The organism is Saccharothrix longispora, assembly GCF_030852425.1.
Taxonomy (GTDB): domain Bacteria; phylum Actinomycetota; class Actinomycetes; order Mycobacteriales; family Pseudonocardiaceae; genus Actinosynnema; species Actinosynnema longispora.
Genome location: NZ_NSDM01000003.1, coordinates 373,986 through 393,121, shown reverse-complemented (window position 1 = coordinate 393,121; position 19,136 = coordinate 373,986). Strand labels below are relative to the sequence as shown.

Sequence of the window (19,136 nt, the reverse complement as noted above, 5' to 3'; positions counted from 1 at the left end):
CGCGGACACGAGAGCTTGACACGACTCCGTGTCGCAAACCACACTCCCCCAAAACCTGGGAGCGCTCCCAGAACGTTCACCGCCGATCAACTGAGGAGTTCTCGTGCGCTACCGCAGAGCAGGCTTGGTCAAGGTCCTCGCCTGCACCGCAGTGCTCGCCGCAGCCGCCACGGCCTGCGGTTCGGGCGGTTCCGGCACCACCGCGGACGGCAAGACGGAGCTGACCGTCGCGACGTTCAACGAGTTCGGCTACGAGGACCTCTTCAAGGAGTACGAGGCCGCCAACCCGAACATCAAGATCACCCACCGCAAGACCGGCCAGGGTGCGCCGCACCACCAGAACCTGTTCACCAAGCTGGGCGCCGGCTCCGGTCTCGCCGACATCGAGGCCGTGGAGGAGGGCTACCTCAGCCAGGTCATGGCCAAGTCCGGCCAGTTCGAGAACCTCAAGGAGATCGGCCCGGCCGAGGTCCGCGACGACCGCTGGCTGCAGTGGAAGGTCGACGCCGTCACCACCAAGGACGGCAAGCTGATCGGCTACGGCACCGACATCGGCCCGCTGGCCATGTGCTACCGCAAGGACATGCTGGACGCGGCCGGCCTGCCGTCCGACCCCGAGGGCGTCAAGGCCCTGTTCGCCACCTGGGACTCGTACTTCCAGGCCGGTGACACCTACGTGCAGAAGACCGGCAAGCCGTGGTTCGACTCGGCCGCCCAGATCTTCAACCCGATGCACAACCAGGCCAAGGTCGGCTACTTCGACCGCGACGACAAGCTGTCGATCGAGACCAACGACGACAAGAAGATCTGGGACCAGGTCACCGGCGCCGTCGCGCGCGGCCAGTCGGCGAAGCTCGTCGCGTGGAGCAAGGAGTGGCAGACCGGCTTCAAGGAGTCCGCGTTCGCCACGAAGACCTGCCCGTCCTGGATGCTGGGCGTCATCGAGGGCAACGCCGGCCCGGACCACAAGGGCAAGTGGGCCGTCACGGCCGCCTTCCCCGGCGGCGGCGGCAACTGGGGCGGTTCGTACCTGACCATCCCGAAGCAGGGCAAGAACAAGGCCGAGGCCGTCAAGCTGGCCGCGTGGCTGACCGCGCCGGAGCAGCAGATCAAGGCGTTCGTCGCCAAGGGCACCTTCCCCAGCCAGACCCAGGCCCTGATCTCCCCGGAGCTGCTCAACAAGACCAGCGACTACTTCGGCGGCGAGAAGGTCGGCCTGCTGTTCTCCGAGCAGGCGAACAAGGTCGCCGGCGCCCAGTACAAGGGCCCGCAGGACGGTGAGATCCAGGACAACGTGATCGCGCCGGCCCTCCAGGCCGTCGAGCAGGGCACCTCTGCCGAGGACGGTTGGAAGCAGGCTGTCGAGGGAGCCAAGAAGGCTGCCAAGTAATGACGACCGAGCTCACGGTCACGCGCGGGCGGGGCGCCGAGCCCCGCCCGCCGCGGCGTGCCGACAACGATGACAACACGTCCGGGAAGCTGAGCCTGCGCCACCGGCTCGCGAACCTGGACGTCAAGGTCTCCCCGTACATCTACATCGCCCCGTTCTTCATCCTCTTCGCCGTCGTCGGCCTCTTCCCGCTCCTCTACACGGCCTACGTGTCGCTGTTCGACTGGGAGCTGGGCGCCGACGAGCAGCCCTTCGTGGGGATCGAGAACTACACGACCCTGCTGGCCGACTCGCAGTTCTGGAACGCGATGGTCAACACGCTGAGCATCTTCGTGATGTCCAGCGTGCCGCAGTTGATCATCGCCGTCATGCTGGCCGTGCTGCTCAACACCGCGCTGCGCGCGCGGACCGGGTGGCGGATGGGCGTGCTGCTGCCGTACGTGGCCAGCCTCGTCGCCCTGACCATCATCTTCGGCGACCTGTTCGGCCCCCAGTACGGCCTGATCAACGACGGCCTGGAGCTGTTCGGCCTGGACCGGATCGACTGGCAGTCCGAGCGCTGGTGGAGCCACGCGGCCATCGCCACGATGGTCAACTGGCGCTGGACCGGCTACAACGCCCTCATCGTGCTGGCCGCCATGCAGGCCATCCCGCGCGACGTCTACGAGGCGGCCTGGGTGGACGGCGCGAGCAAGGTGCGCCAGTTCTTCAGCATCACCCTGCCGCTGCTGCGCCCGACCCTGATCTTCGTGGTCGTCACCTCGACCATCGGCGGTCTCCAGATCTTCACCGAGCCCAAGCTGTTCGCCCCCGCCGGGAGCAGCAACGGCGGTGCGACCAACCAGTACCAGACGGTCGTGCTCTACATGTACCAGTCCGGCTTCCAGAGCTTCGACCTCGGCTACGCCTCGGCGATGGCCTGGGTCCTGTTCGTCGTCATCATCGCGATCGCGGGCATCAACTTCCTGCTCACCCGCCGGCTCGCGTCCAGTGGGGAGGCGTGATGGCCACCGTCCTCGACCGGCGCGAATCGGTCAAACCACGACGGTTCAAGAAGGTGAACCTGGCCGACCAGCGGCCCAGCTTCACCGTCTACGGCATCCTGATCGCGTTCATCCTCGGTTCGGCGTTCCCGTTCTACTGGTCCTTCCTGGTCGCCAGCCACGACGACGCGGAGTTCACCGCGACGCCGAGCCTGCTGCCCGGTGGCCGGTTCTTCGAGAACGCGAGCCGCGTGCTCGACTCGATCCCGTTCTGGAAGGCCCTGGGCAACAGCATCCTGGTCTCCGGCACGGTGACCCTGTCGGTGGTCGTCCTCTCCACCCTGGCCGGCTTCGCGTTCGCCAAGCTGCGCTTCAAGGGCCGGGGACCGCTGATGGTCTTCGTGGTCGCCACGCTCGCCGTCCCCACCCAGCTCGGCATCATCCCGCTCTACATGGCGATGGCGGAGTTCGGCTGGTCCGGCACCCTCGGCGCGGTCATCATCCCCAACCTGGTGACCGCGTTCGGCGTGTTCTGGATGCGCCAGTACATCGCCGACGCCGTGCCCGACGAGCTGATCGAGGCGGCCCGCGTGGACGGGTGCAGCATGATCCGCACCTTCTGGCACGTCTGCCTGCCCGCCGTGCGGCCCGCGGCGGCCATGCTCGGCGTCTTCACGTTCATGACGTCGTGGAACGACTTCCTCTGGCCGCTGATCGTGCTCAACGCGGAGAACCCGACGATGCAGGTCGCCCTGGAGAAGCTCCAGAGCGGCTACTACGTCGACAACTCGCTCGTGCTCGCCGGGACCACCATGGCCACGGTTCCGATCTTGATCGTGTTCCTCGTACTCGGGCGGCAGATCGTCGCCGGGATCATGCAGGGTGCTGTGAAGGGGTAGCTGTGGAGTCGATTTCCTTTCCCGAGGGATTCGTGTGGGGCGCCGCGACCGCGGCGTTCCAGATCGAAGGCGCGACCACCGCGGACGGTCGCACCGCGTCCATCTGGGACACGTTCTGCAAGACGCCCGGTGCGGTCGTGGGCGGTGACACCGGCGACCCCGCCGCCGACCACTACAACCGCGTGGACGAGGACGTCCAGCTGATGGTCGACCTCGGCCTCCACGCGTACCGGTTCTCCACCGCGTGGCCGCGGGTGCGCCCCGACGCCGGCCCCGTGAACCAGGCAGGCCTGGACTTCTACTCCCGCCTGGTGGACAAACTGCTCGAAGCGGGCATCGCGCCCTGGCTGACCCTGTACCACTGGGACCTGCCGCAGACCCTGGAGGACGCGGGCGGCTGGGCCAACCGCGACACCGCGTACCGCTTCGCGGAGTACGCCGAGTCCGTCGTCGGCGCCCTGGGCGACCGGGTCGTCAACTGGACCACGCTCAACGAGCCGTGGTGCTCGTCGCTGCTGAGCTACGCGGCCGGCGTCCACGCGCCCGGCCGCCAGGAGCCGGAGGCCGCCGTGGCCGCCGTGCACCACCTGCTGCTGGCCCACGGCCTGGCCACCGCGGCCATCCGCGAGCAGGCGCCGAACGCCAAGGTCGGCATCACGCTCAACATGTACCCGATCATCCCGGCCAACCCCGACGACGAGGCCGACCTCGACGCCGCCCGCCGGCTGGACGGCCTCCAGAACCGGATCTTCCTCGACCCGCTGTTCAAGGGCGAGTACCCGGCCGACATCGTCGCGGACCTGGAGCCTTACGGCTTCTCGAAGCACATCCGCGAGAACGACCTGGAGATCATCTCCGCGCCGCTGGACCAGCTGGGCGTGAACTACTACGCCGAGCACTTCGTGAGCGGCCACCCCGAGCCGGAGAGCGCCGCGGCGGAGCCCGCCGAGCAGGTCCGGACCAACGGCCGTCGCCCGACCGGCTCACCGTGGGTCGGCGCGGAGCACGTCACGTTCCCCAGCCGGGGCCTGCCGCGCACCGACATGGACTGGGAGGTCGAGCCCGACGGCCTGTTCAAGGTGCTCAAGCGGGTGCACGACGACTACCCCAGCATCCCGCTGTACGTGACCGAGAACGGCGCCGCGTACCGGGACTCGATCGAGGACGACGGCTCGATCAACGACCACGAGCGCCGCGACTACATCGACGGCCACCTCCGGGCGGCCCACGCGGCCATCGGGGCGGGCGTCGACCTGCGCGGCTACTTCGCGTGGTCGCTGATGGACAACTTCGAGTGGGCCGAGGGATACGCCAAGCGGTTCGGGATCGTGCATGTCGACTACGTGACGCAGGTCCGCACGCCTAAGATGAGCGCCATGTGGTACTCGCAGGTTGCCCGTGGCAACGCTCTCACGGCGACGGTCGCTCCGTGACCGATGCCGTTGACCCACCCAAGGCGCGACGACCCAACACCCGGCTGGAGGAGGTCGCTCGCGCCGCCGGGGTGTCCAAGTCGACCGTCTCCCGGGTGATCAACGGCGAGCCGTACGTCAGCTCGAAGGCGCGCGAGGCCGTCCACCAGGCCATCGGCAAGCTCGGGTACAGCCCGAACCAGGCGGCCCGGACGCTCGCGGGCAGCCGGGCGAACTGCATCGCCGTGGTCGTGTCCGAACAGGGCAGCAGGGTGCTCGCCGACCCGTTCTTCGCGGGCGTGCTCCGCGGTGTGCACGCGGAACTGGCCGGCAAGCGCGTCCAGCTCGTCCTGATGATGAGCAAAGAGGGCGACGAGCAGGACCTGGTGAACTACCTCTGCGGTGGTCACGTGGACGGCGTGCTGGTGCTGAGCCTGCACGGCCAGGACCCGCTGCCCCGCACGCTCGCCGACGCGGGCCTGCCGACCGTCGTCGGCGGCAGGCCCCTGGGGGCGGGCGGGGTGCCCTACGTCGACTCGGACAACTTCAACGGGGCCATGGAAGCGGCCCGCTACCTGGTCTCCCTGGGGCGCAAGCGCATCGCCACGATCGCGGGCACCCGGGACATGGCGGTGGGCATGGACCGGCTCTCGGGCTGGAAGCGCGGCCTGAGCCAGGCCCGGATGGAGACCGACCTGGTCGCCTACGGGGACTTCACCCCGGAGAGCGGTGCGGTCGCCATGGCCGAGCTGCTGCGGCGGGACCCGACGCTGGACGCGGTCTTCGTCGGGGCCGACATCATGGCGCTGGGCGCGCTGCAGACGCTGCACGCCCACGGTAAGCGCATTCCCGAGGACGTGGCAGTGGTCGGGTTCGACGACCTGGTCATCGCCGCGACCGCCGTGCCCGCGCTGACCACGATCCGCCAGGACGTGGAGCAGCTGGGCCGGACGATGACGTGGCGGCTCATGGCGGAGCTGGCGGGGGAGGAGAACCTGCCGCCCTTCCTGCTCCTGCCCACCTCGATCGTGCAGCGCGCCAGCGCCTGAACCCCGATCCGCCGCGAACCGGCCGGTGACCAGGTCACCGGCCGGTTCGCGTACCCGCGCCCGTTCGGCGGTGTGATCGTCTCAGCGGGCACAACATCACTCGGATGGCCCAGCGGAGAACTATTGCCGACCGACGATCACCCTGGATAACGTCCTGTTCACACATCTGGGAGCGCTCCCAGAGACTCGGTCGCCGGCTTCCCCGTGAAGCGACCGGGGTGTGCACCGGCCCGGGGGAGGCGGTTCCCTCTCGCCCACCGCCTCCCCCAACTCCGCGCGAAGGAGCGCAGCACGATGGCAGACCGGCGCCGCCGTCGTGACCACCGACGACGAGGGCTGGAACGGGAGCACCGCCGCGGGTGGCCCGGTGGGGATCCGGGTTCCAGGCGAGCTGGCAGGGCAGCGACGTCACCCCACCGGGTCCACCCGCACGGCCGGACCCGCTCCCGGGTCTAGTGGAGCCCTCGTTTGGCCTGGCGGCGCAGCTGCATGATCCGGGCTGCGCCGACCAGGCCCACCAGCACCGCGCCGGCGATCGCGCCGAACAGCAGGGCGACCCCCAGGGGCAGCGTCCCGGAGAAGCCCAGGAAGTGGATCGTGACGCCGGTCGGGTTCTGCAGGACGAACACCAGCAGGAAGATCAGCACGACGACCGAGGCGAGCACCGCGACCCACGTGCCGCTGATCCTGGTCCGCCGGATCTTCCCCGGCTGATCCCCACCCGGTTGGCCTCCACCCGGTCGGGTGGGTTCCGGCCGGACGGCCGGGTCGTGCGTGTCCCGCGGCACCGGCACCGCCGGGCCGACCGGGATCGGGGTCGTCGGAGGAGCCTCGGTGCGGTCGTCGCGTGGGGTGGTCACGCCCGGATTATCGACCCGCGACCGCCCGTCCGCACGGTCACTCACACGGCCGGCGGTAGTCCAGCGCCCCGCTGACCGACTCCACGTACTGCGACCACTCCTCGCGCGAGATGTGCGCCTCCACCCGCCCGCAGATGGCCTCCACGGCGACGTCGAAGTCGAACTCCCACGACCGGGTCGTCCCGTCGTCGTTCGAGGTGACCACCTTCGACGGGGTGTCGCCGAACGCCGCCCCGTTGACGCCGGCGGTGCCCCCGCTGATCCGGGCCAGTTCGCGCGGCGCCGCCGTGTCGGCCACGTCCCACAGCATCACCCGGTCGTACTCGCCGACCGTCACCAGCGCCGGCGCGCCCTCGGGGCGGAAGGCCAGCGCGCGGATCGCGTCCGGGTGCACCTTCTGCGACACCCTGCTCCGGGGATCGCCGGGACTGGTGACGTCCCAGATCCGCAGCAGGCCGTTCGCCAGGCCGGCGGCCAGCGTCCCCCGGTCCGGGGACAGCGCCACGGCGGTGACGTCCTGCGCGGTGCGCAGCTCGGTGATCCGGTGGGGTTGCGCGGGGTCGGCCAGGTCGTAGAGCCGGATCACGCCCGCGTCGTCGTAGGTGATCGCGGTGCCGCCGTCCTGGCTGAAGCCCAGGCCGTTCAGCGGCCGGTCGTGCTTCGTCAGGCGCGACCTCTGCCGCGCCTGCTGGCCCTTCGGCGCCGACGGCACCCAGTCCCACAGCGCCACCTCGGCGAGCGGGGACGCGGTGACGATCCGGTCCGCGCCCACCGGGTCGAACGCGATGCGCGACACCGGGCCGCCGAAGACGTGCATGACCTCCGGGTTGATCGCGTCGGTGACGTCCCAGACCTGCCCCACCTGGTCCTGCACGGTGGTGGCGTACGCCCGCGCGCCGCTCTCCACGACCACCGAGGTGACCACGGCGCCCGGCCCCATGCGGTCGGCCAGCCTGCGGTACACGTCGTCGGCCGGGACGGGCACCCGGGCGTTCGGCCGCGGCGTGCCGTCGGGGTCGAGGCCCTGGCCGGACGGGAACGCCGAGCGGGTGACCACGTCGTACGCCCTCGCCGCGTTGGCGGCGAGCACGCCGTTGCGCAGCGCCTCGGTCGGGTTGAGCCGGTAGGCGGTCAGCGCGAGCTGGTCGGCCAGCCCGGGCTTGCTGCCGCGCAGCGCCTGCGACTGGTTGGAGACGGACCAGGCGGCCGAGGAGCGCCACCCCTCGTTGGCCTCGTCCTGCGCCCGGATCGCGAAGAACACCGCCGTGCCCGAGCACATCAACAGCACGGCCAGCAGCGCCACGAGCTGCCGCAGCCTGCGCGTGCGGCGCTGCGCGAGCAGCCGCTCCTGGTCGCGGGCGGCCAGGCCGGCGGCGAGGAAGGCGCGTTCCTGGGTGCTGGTGCACACGCCGTCGCGCTGCGTCCACTCGACCGCCGTGTCCAGCCGCGTGCCCCGGTACAGCGCGTCCGGGTCGCGCCCCAGGGACGCCCAGGTGGCGGCGGCCTCGGTGAGCTGCCGCATGGTGCGCAGGCCGTCGCGGTCCTCGGCGAGCCAGCCGCGCAGCCTCGGCCACGAGCGGATCAGCGCCTCGTGCGCGATCTCCACGCCGTCCCGGTCCAGGGTCAGCAGCCGGGCGTGCGCGAGGCGGTCGAGCACCAGGTCGACGTCCGCGCCGGGGTCCAGCTCGGCGCGCGGCAGCCGCCGCTTGGTGTCCTCGGTGCCGTCGCCCAGGGCGGTGAGCCGCAGGAAGACCTGCCGGGCGAGCGCCCGCCGCGGCTTGTCCAGCGAGGTGAACGTGCGCTCGGCGGTCTGCGCGAGGGCGTGCTGGACGCCGCCCGCCGCCTCGTAGCCGGCCAGGGTCAGCGTCGTGCCGCGCCGCCGCCGCCACGTCTCCAGCAGGGCGTGCGACATCAGCGGCAGCACCCCGGCCTGGCCGGTGGCGTCCGCGACGAGCCGCGACACCAGGGCCGTCTCCACCGTGCACGACGCCTTCACGGCGGGCTGCATGATCACTTGGCGCAGCTCCTCGGGCCCCATCGGCCCGAGCAGCAGCTGCCCGTCGGTCACCGCCTCCACCAGCTCCGGGTGCTGCGCGCAGTGCCCGTAGAAGTCGGCGCGCACCCCCAGCACCACCGTGCAGTCGGCGGTGAGCAGGGCGTCGATGTACGCGGTGCGCCGCGCGACGTCCGGGCAGAGCGTGAACACCTCCTCGAACTGGTCCACGATCAGCAGGTCCACGTCGAGGTCGAGCCGGTCCGCCCGCACGTCTGACCCGCTGGGCGTGACGACCGCCACGCGCCCGGTGAAGCGGGGCACCAGGCCCGCGCGCAGCAGCGAGGACTTGCCCGCGCCGGACGCGCCGAACACCGCCACGAACCGCCGCCGGGTGAGGCGCTTCTCCAGCTCGTCGAGCACGAGGTCGCGGCCGAAGAACCAGTCGGCGTCCTCGGTGCCGTACGCGGCGAGCCCCGCGTAGGGCGGGTGGCCCTCGTCGGGGCCGGGTTCGGGGGAGGGCAGCACCTCGGCGGCGACCCGCCGCCAGCGCTCCTCCCACGCGGCCACGTCCCCGTCGCAGGCGCGCACGTAGGCCAGCGTCACGGCGAGGGTGGGCAGCTTGCGGCCGCCCGCCGCGTCGGACAGCGTCGTGGCGGAGTAGTGGGCGCGTGCGCCCAGCTGCCGGTAGCTGAGCCCACCGGCCCGGTCGCGCAGCGAGCGCAGCTCCGCGGCGAACGTGAGCAGCGGGCTGTCACCGGCGTCCAGCGGTCGCTCTCCACGCGGCACGGGTCACCCCCTGACCAGTACCCCCGGTCCTCGGCGGCGTCCGGGGCGCCGTCCAGGTTCTCAGAACCGCCGGGGCGGTGGGCCCGCTTCGAAGCGTGCATACGGGTGAACGCGGTGCTCCGCGGTTCTCGTCCGTGTCCGGTCGTGTTCACGGTGTGACGAACGCGCCCGACAAGCCCGATTCCTGCGGTTAGGCTCGGTGCCGTGCCCCGCCTGATCGCGCTCAACGGACCGCCGGGCTGCGGCAAGTCCACGCTCGCCCGCCGGTACACCGCGGACCGGCCGGGCGCGCTGGCCCTGGACGTGGACCGGGTCCGCGACCTGATCAGCGGCGACCCGGGCCGGGCGGGCCCGCCGGCCCGCGACATCGCGATCGCCGCCGCCCGCGTGCACCTGCGGTCCGGCCACGACGTCGTGGTGCCGCAGTTCCTGGGGCGGGTGGACTTCCTGGAGCGGCTGGAGGCGCTGGCGGCCGAGGTCGGCGCGTCGTTCCACGAGGTCGTGCTGTTCGCGGAGAAGGAGGACGCGCTGCGCCGGTTCGCCCGGCGCGGCACCGTGCACGAGTCGCCGGAGGTGCTGGCGCGGTTCCACGACCTGCTGGTGGAGGTCGTCGCCGCCCGCCGCCCGGTCGTCGTCGCCTCGGTGGAGGGCGACGTGGAGGGGACCTACCGGGCGCTGCTCGCGGCGCTCACGCCAGCGCGGCCGTGACGTAGGGGTCCGGGTCGGCCAGGATCGCCCGCACCGCACTGCCCGCCGCGCCCCGCACCGCGGCCTCCGCGCCCAGCGACGAGGCGACCACCCGCACCGGGGACCACTCGGCGCTGACCACCCGCCGGTCCAGCTCGGCGCGCAGCGGTCCGCGCAGCCACGGCTCCAGCCGCGCGTAGGTGCCGCCGAGCACCACGGTCGGCAGGTCGAGCAGGTTCACGGTGCCCGCGAGCGCCACGCCCAGCCACTTCGCGGCGGTCCGCACGGCCGCGGTCGCCGCCCTGTCGCCCGCGGCCAGCGCCGCCAGCAGCTCCTCGACCCCCGGCACGCCCGCCGCCCGCACGATCGGGTCCTGCCCGGCCAGGCGTTCCAGGCAGCCGCGCGAGCCGCACCCGCACTCGGGGCCGCGCGGGTCGACCGACAGGTGGCCCAGTTCGCCGCCGAACCCGGACACGCCCTCGAACAGCCGGCCGCCGACCACGATGCCCGCGCCGATGCCGATCTCGCCGGAGATGTGCACGAAGTCGTCCGACACGTCGCCGTGCCACAGCTCGGCGAGTGCCGCCAGGTTCGCCTCGTTGCCCACGAGCACCGGCACGTCCAGGGAGACCCGCCTGGTCAGCTCGCCGCGCACGTCCACCTCGCGCCACCCCAGGTTGGGCGCGACCCTCAGCGTGCCGCCCGCGACCTCGACCAGGCCGGGCACGGCGACCCCGACGCCGCCGATCGGCACGTCCTCCCGGGCCGCCGTGCGCACCGCCGAGGCGACCTTGGCCAGCACCCGGGCGGGGGAGGAGTCGCGGTTGTCGCTGTGCCGCAGCCAGCGGGCGCGCACCCGGCCGGTGAGGTCGACCAGGCAGGTGGCGAGGTAGTCCACGCCGATCTCGACGCCCAGGCCGTGCGGTCCGGTGGGGGACAGGTGCAGGGCGGTGCCGCGCCGGCCGGGTCCGGACCGGGTCTGCGCGCCGCCCTCGGCCACGAGGTCCGCGCCGATCATCCGGTCGACCAGGCTGGACACGGTGGCCTTGGTCAGGCCGGTACGCGCGGCGACGGCGGCGCGGGACGAACCGGGCGCGTCCGCGATGGCGTCGAGCACCAGGGCGGAGTTGTGCCGGCGCACGGTGTGCTGGCTCGCCGGCTGCGGTCGGGGCACTGGCGGTCTGGACACCACTGGATACTAGCCGCAAAGTGGGTTAAGTTTAGGCATCAAACTTATTTGGAGGTGTCCTCGTGTCGGACAAGTTCAGCTTCGGTCTGTGGACGGTCGGCTGGCAGGGGCGTGACCCCTTCGGCCTCGCGAGCCGCCCCGTGCTCGACGCCCCGGTGGCGGTGCGCAAGCTCGCCGAGCTCGGCGCGTGGGGCATCACGTTCCACGACAACGACCTGGTCCCGTTCGGCGCCGACGCTGCCGAGCGCGACAAGCGCGTCTCCGCGTTCCGGGCCGCCCTCGACGAGACCGGCCTGGTCGTGCCCATGGTGACCACCGACCTGTTCACCCACCCGGTGTTCAAGGACGGCGGCTTCACCAGCAACGACCGCGGCGTCCGCCGGTTCGCGCTGCGCAAGGTGCTGCGCAACCTGGAGCTCGCCCACGAGCTGGGCGCCGAGACCATCGTGCTGTGGGGCGGCCGCGAGGGCTCCGAGGTCGACGCGGGCAAGGACGTGCGCGCCGCCCTCGACCGGTACCGCGAGGCGCTCGACACCATCGCCGCCTACTCCGAGGAGCAGGGCTACGGGCTCAAGTTCGCCCTGGAGCCCAAGCCCAACGAGCCGCGCGGCGACATCCTGCTGCCCACCATCGGCCACGCCATCGCGTTCATCAACGAGCTCGAGCACCACGAGCTGTTCGGCGTGAACCCCGAGGTCGGCCACGAGCAGATGGCGGGCCTCAACTTCGTCCACGGCATCGCGCAGGCGCTGTGGCAGGGCAAGCTGTTCCACATCGACCTCAACGGCCAGAAGGGCCCGCGCTACGACCAGGACTTCGTCTTCGGCCACGGCGACCTGCTGTCCGCGTTCTTCCTGGTCGACCTGCTGGAGAACGGCGGCTACGAGGGCCCGCGGCACTTCGACTACAAGCCGCTGCGCACCGAGGACCTCGACGGCGTGTGGGACTCCGCCGCCGCCAACATGCGCACCTACAAGATCCTGCGCGAGCGGGCGGCGGCGTTCCGCGCCGACCCCGAGGTGCAGGAGGCGCTGAAGTACAGCGGCGTCTACGAGCTGGCCGAGCCGACCCTGGCCGAGGGCGAGTCGATCGCCGACTTCATCAAGGCCGACGACATCGACCCGGAGGCCGCCGCCCAGCGCGGGTTCGGCTTCGTCAAGCTCAGCCAGCTGGCGCTCGAACACCTGCTGGGCGCGCGCTGATGGCGCTCGTCGCGGGCGTCGACTCGTCCACCCAGTCGTGCAAGGTGGTGGTGCGGGACGCCGACACCGGCGCCCTCGTGCGCGAGGGGCGTGCGGCGCACCCGGCGGGCACCGAAGTGCACCCGCACGCGTGGTGGGACGCGCTCCAGGCGGCCATCGCGGACGCGGGCGGGCTCGACGACGTCGAGGCGGTGTCGGTCGCCGCGCAGCAGCACGGCATGGTGGTGCTCGACGAGGCCGGCGAGGTCGTCCGCCCGGCGCTGCTGTGGAACGACACCCGGTCGGCGGGCGCGGCGGTCGACCTGACCGCCGAGCTGGGCGGGCCGGCGGCGTGGGCGGAGGCGGTCGGCAGCGTGCCGGTGGCCTCGCTCACCGTCACCAAGCTGCGCTGGCTGGCGACGAACGAGCCGGAGGCGGCCGCCCGCGTGGCGGCCGTCTGCCTGCCGCACGACTGGCTCACCTGGAAGCTGTCCGGGCAGACGTCCCTCGACGCCATCACCACGGACCGCAGCGACGCCAGCGGAACCGGCTACTGGTCACCGTCCACTGAGGACTACCGACCGGACCTGCTCGAACTCGCGCTCGGCCGGGTCGTCGCGCTGCCGCGGGTCCTCGGCCCCGCCGAGCTGACCGCCGGTCGGTTCGGCGCGGGCGCGGGCGACAACGCGGGGGCGGCCCTGGGCGTGCAGGCGCGCCCCGGTGACGTGGTCGTGTCCGTCGGCACGTCCGGCACCGCGTTCGCGCGGTCGTCGCGGCCGATCGCCGACGGCACCGGCACCGTCAACGGGTTCGCCGACGCCGAGGGCGGCCACCTGCCGCTGGTGTGCACGCTCAACGCCTCGCGGGTGCTCGACGCGACGGCCCGCGTGCTCGGGGTGGGCCTGGACGAGTTGTCCGCGCTCGCCCTGGGCGCGCCGGCCGGCGCGGACGGCCTGGCGTTCATCCCCTACCTGGAGGGGGAGCGGACGCCGAACAAGCCGGACTCGACCGGCGCGCTGCACGGCCTGCGGCTCGACACCATGACCCCGGCCCACCTGGCCAGGGCCGCGGTCGAGGGCCTCGTGTGCAGCCTGGCCGACGCCGTCGACGCCCTCGTGGCGCTGGGCACCCCCGTCGAACGGGTGCTGCTCATCGGCGGCGGTGCCCGGTCCGCCGCCGTGCAGCAGGTGGCGGCGGCCGTGTTCGGGTGCCCGGTCGTCGTGCCGTCGCCCGGCGAGTACGTCGCCGACGGCGCCGCCCGCCAGGCGGCGTGGGCGGCGAGCGGCCTCGCCGAGGCCCCGCTGTGGTCGGACCTCGCGTCCACCACCGTGGAGGCCGAGCCGACGCCGTGGGTGCGCGAGCGCTACGCGTCCGCGCGCGACCTCACCGTCGACCGCTGAGATCCGGGGGCGCTCCCGCCGGGGGCGCCCCCGTCACGCGTGGGACAGGGCGAAGGCGGTCAGGAAGCCCGCCACGGTCACCAGGCCCACGAGCAGGTGCGCGTCGTCGAACGCCTCCGGGATCATCGTGTCCGCCACCATCGACAGGATCGCGCCGCCGGCGAACGCGGTGATCCCCGCCAACCACACCGGCGACACCCCCACCGGCAGGCCGTACCCCAGCATCGACGCCAGGCCGCTGACCAGGGCGATCCCCGTCCACAAGCCGAAGACGTAGCGGCGCGAACGGCCTGCCCGGCGCATGCCCGCGGCCGACGACAGGCCCTCCGGCACGTTCGAGATGAACACCGCGGCCACGGTCACCGCGCTCACCCCGCCGCCCGCCAGCAGGCTCGTCCCGATCACCACCGACTCCGGGATGCCGTCGAGCAGCGCGCCCACCGCGATGGCCGTGCCCGACCCGGCCTGCTCCGCCTCCGACGGCTGCCGGCCGTCCGACCGCTTGCGGTGCCGCGCGCCGCGCCTGGCCAGCAGCACGTTCGCCCCGGTGTAGACCAGCGCGCCCAGCGCGGACCCCGCCGTCGTCGGCAGCAGGCCGCCCAGCTCGTGCGCCTCCCCCACCAGCTCGAACGCCACCGCCGACATCAGCACGCCGCTGCCGAACCCCATCACCGCCGCCACCACGCCCCGCGGCACCCGCACCAGGTACCCGACGAGCGCGCCCACCAGCAGCGCCGACCCGGCCAGCAGCCCCCACGCCGCCGCCTCCAACACCGCGCCTCCCCGTGTCGCACCCGGCCCGCGCGGGTACTCGCCGCCCATGAGGATCGTCGTGACCGGCGCCACCGGCAATCTGGGCACCGCCCTGCTCCGCAGGCTCGCGGGCGAAACGGACGTCTCCGTGCACGGCGTCTCGCGCCGGCCACCCCGTGACGAGGACGCCTACCGCGGCGTCGAGTGGACACCGCTCGACCTGAGCCGCGACGGCGCCGAGGAGCCGCTGACCGAGGTGCTGCGCGGAGCGGACGCCGTCGTGCACCTGGCGTGGCGCATCCAGCCGAGCCACGACGAGCGCGCCCTCTACAAGGCGAACGTGGCCGGCAGCGACCGCGTGTTCACCGCCGCCGTGGCCGCGGGCGTGCCGCACCTGGTGCACATGTCGTCGGTCGGGGCCTACTCACCGGCCGCCAAGGACCACACCGTGGACGAGAGCTGGCCGACCGACGGCGTGTCGACGTCCTACTACAGCCGCCAGAAGGCCGCCGTCGAGCACATCCTCGACCAGGTCGAGCGCGACCACCCGACGCTCACCGTCACCCGCGTCCGCCCCGGCCTGGTGCTCCAGCCGCAGGCCGCCGCCGAGATCAAGCGCTACTTCCTCGGCCCGCTCGTGCCGCACGCGCTGTTCCGGCTGAAGACGCCCGTCCTGCCGCTGCCGCGCTCGATGGTCCTCCAGTTCGTGCACGCCGACGACGTGGCCGACGCCGTGGCCAGGGTCGTGGCGGGCCGCCACGGCGGCGCGTTCAACATCGTCTCCGACCCGGTCGTGACGCCGGAGGTGCTGGCCGGCGTCCTGGGCGCGCGACACGTGCCGATCCCGCCGACCGCCCTGCGCACCGCCGCCAAGGTCACCTGGCGCCTCCGCCTCCAGCCCACCTCCCACGGCTGGGTCGACCTGGCGCTCACCGCCCCCCTGCTGGACGCCACCCGTGCCCGCGAAGTCCTCGGCTGGACCCCGGCCCACGACGCCCGCGACGCCCTGCGCCAACTCCTGACCGGCCTGGCCCACAAACAAGGCCTACCGGCCAGCCCCCCTCTCCACCCCTGACCCCACCCGCGAGTCGTAAGTCCCACCCGCGAGTCGTATTCCCAGCCCCCGCGAGTCGTACGGTCGCGACCCCTGAGTTCCACGTTCACGACTCGTGTCGCCCGTTCCCGTCGGTTCCGAACGCAGAACTCGGAGATCCTGGGGTTACGACTCACGGGGCCTGGGCTTACGACTCGCGCGGGTGGGACTTACGACTCGCGGGGCGTGGATGTCGGACTCTCGGGTCAGAAGGTTTTCGACCAGCCCATGATCTCGGCGACGATGAAGGCCAGCACCAGGACGGTCAGGATCGAGACCAGGACCAGGGTGATGACCGGGCCGCGGCGCGACGGCATCGGCTGGGGGTGCGACAGGCCGGACGTCTGACCGGCGTCGGGCGGCGTCTCACCGGGCGGCACCCCGCCACCGGGCTCCAGGCCGGGGGTGCGCTCAGGCTCGGGGTGCGGCGGTGGTGCGCCGCCCGGCGTGCGGGACGTGTCGGGATCGGGCGGTGTGCCAGTCATACCGCCGTGGCTACCCCGCTCCGGCCGTGTGAACCACCACTCCGACGGGTAGTCCACCCGCATGAGCGGTGTCCAAGACGAGTTGCTGCGGACGTTGACCAAGGTGGCCAAGGCCCTGCGTGCGAAGGGCATCCCGTTCGCCCTGGCGGGCGGGTGCGCCGTGTACGCGAGGGGAGGCCCCGCGACCGAGCACGACGTGGACATCCTGGTGCGCGAGGAAGACGCCCAACCCGCGGTGAGCGCGCTCGTGGCGGAGGGCATGAGGGCCGCCACGCCGCCCGAGGACTGGTTGCTCAAGGTGTACGACGGTGACTCGTTGGTGGATCTCCTGTTTCGCCCGAACGAGATTCCGGTGACCGACGAGACGTTGTCCCGCGCCGAGGAGCTGGCGGTCGGTTCCGTGTCGCTGCCGGTGATGCCCGCGACCGAGGTGATGATCAGCAAGCTGCTCGTGCTCGACGGGCACCGGTGCGACTTCAGCGAGCTGCTGCCGTTCGCCCGCGCCCTGCGCGAGCAGATCGACTGGGAGAAGGTCAGGGAGGCGACGAAGCACTCGCCGTACGCCGAGGCGTTCCTGGTGCTCGTCGAACGCCTCGACCTCCTGCACACGACGACGTTGACCGGGAGCACGCGATGACCGCAGAACCCGAGCAGTACCTGTCGGCACGGCTGCGCCGCGCGCTGGCGGAGGACCCGCGCACGACGGAACAGGGTGTGCGGGTGACCGTGCGAGGTGACCACGTGATGCTCTCCGGGACCGTGGCGAGCGCCGATCGGCGCGAGGCCCTGGAGGCGGTGATCCACGACGTGGCACCCGAGTTGACCGTGTTCGACGACGTGAAGGTGGTGTCGGTCGACGCGCCGGCCGGCCGGGAGGAGCTGCGATGATCCGCATCGCCGCGGTGGGGGACGTGCACCTGGGCGAGGACGCGCGCGGCCGCATGAGGCCCGCGCTGGAGCAGTTGGGCGAGTGCGCCGACGTGCTGCTGCTGGCGGGTGACCTGACCCGGCACGGCACCGTCGAGGAGGCGCGGGTGGTGGCCGACGAGTTCACCGACCTGCCCGTGCCCGTGGTGGCCGTGCTGGGCAACCACGACCACCACGACGACAAGCCCGTCGAGGTGACGCGGGTCCTGCGCGACGCGGGCCTGCACGTGTTGGAGGGCGAGACGGCGACGTTCCGGGTGGACGGCCACTCGCTCGGCGTCGCCGGGGTGAAGGGCTTCGGCGGCGGGTTCGCCGGCAAGTGCGGCAGCGCGTTCGGCGAACCCGAGATGAAGGCGTTCATCAACCACACGACCGGCATCGCCGACTCGCTGCGGACTGCGCTGGACAGCCTCGACACCGACGTGAAGGTGGCGCTGACGCACTACGCGCCCGTGCCCGACACGCTGCGCGGCGAGCCGCCGGAGATCTACCCGTTCCTCGGCTCGTACCTGCTGGGCGAGGCGATCGACGCCACCGGCACGACCCTCGCCGTCCACGGCCACGCGCACTTCGGCACCGAGCACGGCATGACGCCGGGCGGCGTGCGGGTGCGGAACGTGGCACAACCCATCCTGCGGCAGGCATACACCGTCTACTGCGTGGAACCCGCCGTGGTGGAGGTGTAGATCGATGGAGGAAACCAGGACCGGAGGTCCGTCCGTGGTGTGGGCGGGTCCCGCCGACGCCCCGGCCGTGGTCGTGCTCGACCCGGCCGGCGTCGGGGTGCACGGCGACCTGCCCGCCACGTGGCGGCCGTTGACGGAGTACCTGCAGGTCATGTGGTGCCGACTGCCCGCGTCCGAGGCCGGCGAGGTGGACGAGGTGCTGCGCGAGTTCGAAGGTCGCGCCGTGCCGGTGCACGTCGTGGCGGGCGCGGCGGCGGGGGCTGAGGTGGGGGAGCTGGTGAAGCGGCACGACGGCCTCATCACCTCCGTCCAGACGTTCGCGGCCCCCGTGCCGCTCGGTCACCCGGAAGTGGTCCTGGAGGTGCTGCGGGAGCTGCTCGAGCACGGGGTGGAGCCGCCCGCGACGCCGACCGGCGACTCGGCGGCGCCGCAGAAGTCCCTGCTGGGTGACCCTGCGTCGACGTTGCGGCAGTCGGTGAGGGCGCTGTTCACTCGCCTGGCCGACAACTGAACGAGTGATGTCATAGGGCCCGCGGACCACCCGGTCCGCGGGCCCTCGACGTACGACGAGACGGCGGGACGCGACGACGAGGGGAGCGGGTACGACGGGGGCGGCACCGGGGGCGCGCGCGACGAGGCCCCGCGGACCGGGTGGTCCGCGGGGCCTCGAACGTCGTCTCGCCGTGCTCCTACCGCCGCACCGGCGCTACGCCACTTCCAGTGGCGGCCTGGGGGAGGGGATCGGCAGGGCCGACCCGCTCCGCCCCCGCGGGGGCGGGACCGCTCGGCCGATCATCGCAGCGGGTCGCCCGGACGGCCGCCGTCGGGCAGGTCGTGGCGCGTCTCCCCGGCCTGCGGGGGGCGTGCGACGTCACCTCGCCAGGCGCCGGTCTCGGCGCCGCGGCCCTCGATGAACTCCTTGAAGCGACCCAGGTCGCCGGACACGCGGTGCTCCACCACGCCCAGCGCGGAGCCGGCCTTCTCGACCAGGGTCTGGGGGTCGTACTGCATCTGCACGTGGACCCGGGTGTGCCGGTCGTCGATGCGGTGGAACGTCACCACGCCGCCCTGCGGCGGGCCGTCCACGGTGTGCCACGCGACCCGCTCGTCCGGGTGCTGCTCGGTGATCTCCGCGTCGAACTCGCGGGTAACGCCACCGATCTTGGTCACCCAGTGGGTGCGGGTGGGGGTCACCTGGGTGATGCTCTCCACACCCTCCATGAACCGCGGGAACGACTCGAACTGCGTCCACTGGTTGTACGCGGTCGTGACCGGGACCTCGACGTCCACGGACTTCTCGATCGTCGTCACTGTACTTGCACCCTCTCGTAGGGAAACGAGTTCGAGCACTGGTTACCCC

The 19,136-nt window shown here is 72.4% G+C and carries 19 protein-coding genes; 13 read left to right on the top strand and 6 right to left on the bottom strand.

Going from position 1 to position 19,136, the window contains the following annotated elements:
• The first annotated feature begins 103 nt into the window (after nucleotides 1–103).
• From CKY47_RS09685 to CKY47_RS09665, 5 genes are read left to right on the top strand one after another with little or no spacing between them, the layout of a single operon-like run.
• A complete protein-coding gene (locus tag CKY47_RS09685) occupies nucleotides 104–1,390 on the top strand; it encodes an ABC transporter substrate-binding protein (RefSeq protein WP_306745346.1) in 1,287 nt (428 codons plus the stop codon).
• Nucleotides 1,390–2,394: a carbohydrate ABC transporter permease gene (locus tag CKY47_RS09680; protein WP_306745345.1), complete on the top strand. Its 1,005-nt coding sequence runs from the start codon at nucleotides 1,390–1,392 to the stop codon at nucleotides 2,392–2,394. Before CKY47_RS09685 ends, CKY47_RS09680 begins: the two co-directional genes overlap by 1 nt.
• Nucleotides 2,394–3,272: a carbohydrate ABC transporter permease gene (locus CKY47_RS09675; RefSeq protein WP_306745344.1), complete on the top strand. Its 879-nt coding sequence runs from the start codon at nucleotides 2,394–2,396 to the stop codon at nucleotides 3,270–3,272. The genes CKY47_RS09680 and CKY47_RS09675 overlap by 1 nt, the downstream gene beginning before the upstream one ends.
• A gap of 11 nt (nucleotides 3,273–3,283) precedes the next feature.
• The gene (locus CKY47_RS09670) at nucleotides 3,284–4,705 is read left to right on the top strand and encodes a glycoside hydrolase family 1 protein (RefSeq protein WP_306745550.1); all 1,422 of its coding nucleotides are present in this window, start codon (nucleotides 3,284–3,286) and stop codon (nucleotides 4,703–4,705) included.
• A complete protein-coding gene (locus tag CKY47_RS09665; protein WP_306745343.1) occupies nucleotides 4,702–5,733 on the top strand; it encodes a LacI family DNA-binding transcriptional regulator in 1,032 nt (343 codons plus the stop codon). The genes CKY47_RS09670 and CKY47_RS09665 overlap by 4 nt, the downstream gene beginning before the upstream one ends.
• Nucleotides 5,734–6,185: 452 nt before the next feature.
• On the opposite strand, the gene CKY47_RS09660 is transcribed toward CKY47_RS09665, so the two are convergent.
• Both CKY47_RS09660 and CKY47_RS09655 read right to left on the bottom strand, forming a co-directional pair.
• Nucleotides 6,186–6,593: a LapA family protein gene (locus CKY47_RS09660; RefSeq protein ID WP_306745342.1), complete on the bottom strand. Its 408-nt coding sequence runs from the start codon at nucleotides 6,591–6,593 to the stop codon at nucleotides 6,186–6,188.
• A gap of 37 nt (nucleotides 6,594–6,630) precedes the next feature.
• Nucleotides 6,631–9,375, bottom strand: coding sequence for an nSTAND1 domain-containing NTPase (locus tag CKY47_RS09655; protein ID WP_306745341.1), 2,745 nt, complete (start codon nucleotides 9,373–9,375; stop codon nucleotides 6,631–6,633).
• 204 nt (nucleotides 9,376–9,579) lie between these two features.
• On the opposite strand from CKY47_RS09655, the gene CKY47_RS09650 reads away from it, so the two are divergent.
• A complete protein-coding gene (locus CKY47_RS09650) occupies nucleotides 9,580–10,083 on the top strand; it encodes an AAA family ATPase (RefSeq protein ID WP_306745340.1) in 504 nt (167 codons plus the stop codon).
• On the opposite strand, the gene CKY47_RS09645 is transcribed toward CKY47_RS09650, so the two are convergent.
• Nucleotides 10,064–11,251: an ROK family transcriptional regulator gene (locus CKY47_RS09645; protein WP_371320643.1), complete on the bottom strand. Its 1,188-nt coding sequence runs from the start codon at nucleotides 11,249–11,251 to the stop codon at nucleotides 10,064–10,066. The two genes, CKY47_RS09650 and CKY47_RS09645, sit on opposite strands and share 20 nt — an antisense overlap.
• Before the next feature lie 62 nt (nucleotides 11,252–11,313).
• Here CKY47_RS09645 and xylA point away from each other — a divergent pair, with 62 nt between their 5' ends.
• On the top strand, nucleotides 11,314–12,453 hold the full coding sequence (xylA, locus tag CKY47_RS09640; protein ID WP_306745339.1) for a xylose isomerase: 1,140 nt from the start codon (nucleotides 11,314–11,316) through the stop codon (nucleotides 12,451–12,453).
• Nucleotides 12,453–13,832, top strand: a complete 1,380-nt coding sequence (gene xylB / locus CKY47_RS09635) for a xylulokinase (protein ID WP_306745338.1) — start codon at nucleotides 12,453–12,455, stop codon at nucleotides 13,830–13,832. The genes xylA and xylB overlap by 1 nt, the downstream gene beginning before the upstream one ends.
• A 33-nt stretch (nucleotides 13,833–13,865) precedes the next feature.
• Here xylB and CKY47_RS09630 read toward each other — a convergent pair whose 3' ends face one another.
• Nucleotides 13,866–14,654 carry a ZIP family metal transporter gene (locus CKY47_RS09630; RefSeq protein ID WP_306745548.1) on the bottom strand — a complete coding sequence of 263 codons (789 nt, stop codon included), beginning with the start codon at nucleotides 14,652–14,654 and terminating at the stop codon, nucleotides 13,866–13,868.
• Here CKY47_RS09630 and CKY47_RS09625 point away from each other — a divergent pair.
• The gene (locus CKY47_RS09625; protein ID WP_306745337.1) at nucleotides 14,653–15,660 is read left to right on the top strand and encodes an NAD-dependent epimerase/dehydratase family protein; all 1,008 of its coding nucleotides are present in this window, start codon (nucleotides 14,653–14,655) and stop codon (nucleotides 15,658–15,660) included. The two genes, CKY47_RS09630 and CKY47_RS09625, sit on opposite strands and share 2 nt — an antisense overlap.
• Nucleotides 15,661–15,884: 224 nt before the next feature.
• Here CKY47_RS09625 and CKY47_RS09620 read toward each other — a convergent pair whose 3' ends face one another.
• On the bottom strand, nucleotides 15,885–16,163 hold the full coding sequence (locus CKY47_RS09620) for a DUF6480 family protein (protein WP_306745336.1): 279 nt from the start codon (nucleotides 16,161–16,163) through the stop codon (nucleotides 15,885–15,887).
• Nucleotides 16,164–16,224: 61 nt separating this feature from the next.
• On the opposite strand from CKY47_RS09620, the gene CKY47_RS09615 reads away from it, so the two are divergent.
• From CKY47_RS09615 to CKY47_RS09600, 4 genes are read left to right on the top strand one after another with little or no spacing between them, the layout of a single operon-like run.
• Nucleotides 16,225–16,800, top strand: coding sequence for a nucleotidyltransferase (locus CKY47_RS09615; RefSeq protein ID WP_306745335.1), 576 nt, complete (start codon nucleotides 16,225–16,227; stop codon nucleotides 16,798–16,800).
• Nucleotides 16,797–17,051, top strand: a complete 255-nt coding sequence (locus CKY47_RS09610) for a BON domain-containing protein (RefSeq protein ID WP_306745334.1) — start codon at nucleotides 16,797–16,799, stop codon at nucleotides 17,049–17,051. The genes CKY47_RS09615 and CKY47_RS09610 overlap by 4 nt, the downstream gene beginning before the upstream one ends.
• Nucleotides 17,048–17,776 (top strand): metallophosphoesterase family protein, encoded by a 729-nt coding sequence (locus CKY47_RS09605; RefSeq protein ID WP_306745333.1) that lies wholly within the window; start codon nucleotides 17,048–17,050, stop codon nucleotides 17,774–17,776. Before CKY47_RS09610 ends, CKY47_RS09605 begins: the two co-directional genes overlap by 4 nt.
• 4 nt (nucleotides 17,777–17,780) lie before the next feature.
• On the top strand, nucleotides 17,781–18,287 hold the full coding sequence (locus CKY47_RS09600; RefSeq protein WP_306745332.1) for a hypothetical protein: 507 nt from the start codon (nucleotides 17,781–17,783) through the stop codon (nucleotides 18,285–18,287).
• 281 nt (nucleotides 18,288–18,568) lie between these two features.
• Here CKY47_RS09600 and CKY47_RS09595 read toward each other — a convergent pair whose 3' ends face one another.
• On the bottom strand, nucleotides 18,569–19,087 hold the full coding sequence (locus tag CKY47_RS09595; protein ID WP_306745331.1) for an SRPBCC family protein: 519 nt from the start codon (nucleotides 19,085–19,087) through the stop codon (nucleotides 18,569–18,571).
• Nucleotides 19,088–19,136: the final 49 nt, after the last annotated feature.